Origin of the sequence: Pantoea sp. SIMBA_079, from assembly GCF_046940275.1 — a bacterium.
GTDB classification, from domain to species: Bacteria; Pseudomonadota; Gammaproteobacteria; order Enterobacterales; family Enterobacteriaceae; genus Pantoea; species Pantoea borealis.
In genome coordinates this window covers 1-259 of the sequence record NZ_JAWRYR010000536.1, presented here as the reverse complement: position 1 = coordinate 259, position 259 = coordinate 1, and the positions used below count along the sequence as shown (strand labels likewise).

At 54.4% G+C, this 259-nt stretch carries 1 protein-coding gene; it reads right to left on the bottom strand.

The genetic code is table 11. The annotated features are described in order from the left end of the window. The coding region (locus SB719_RS21105; protein WP_412159877.1) for a (d)CMP kinase at positions 1–217 on the bottom strand (217 nt) is incomplete at its 3' end. Positions 218–259 lie beyond the last annotated feature (42 nt).

Below are 259 nucleotides of genomic sequence, written 5' to 3'. Positions count from 1 at the left end.
GCTTGTCGTACGCACCTTCGACAAACCAGCTGTCCTGCTCGAGGATGTTTCCGATCGACTGCGCCATTGATTCGTCCGAGTTCTTCACAAACTCGGCCGCAGTCATGTCCCAATAGACGTGGTCGAATTCGTGCGTGGCGACATTGAACTCGCGTGCCAATTGCATGGCAATCGTCGACTTCCCCGCGCCCGACGGGCCTACGATGCATACCTTCATGTTTTAGCCGGAAACCTAGGTTGTGTGAAGGTCAACAATCCA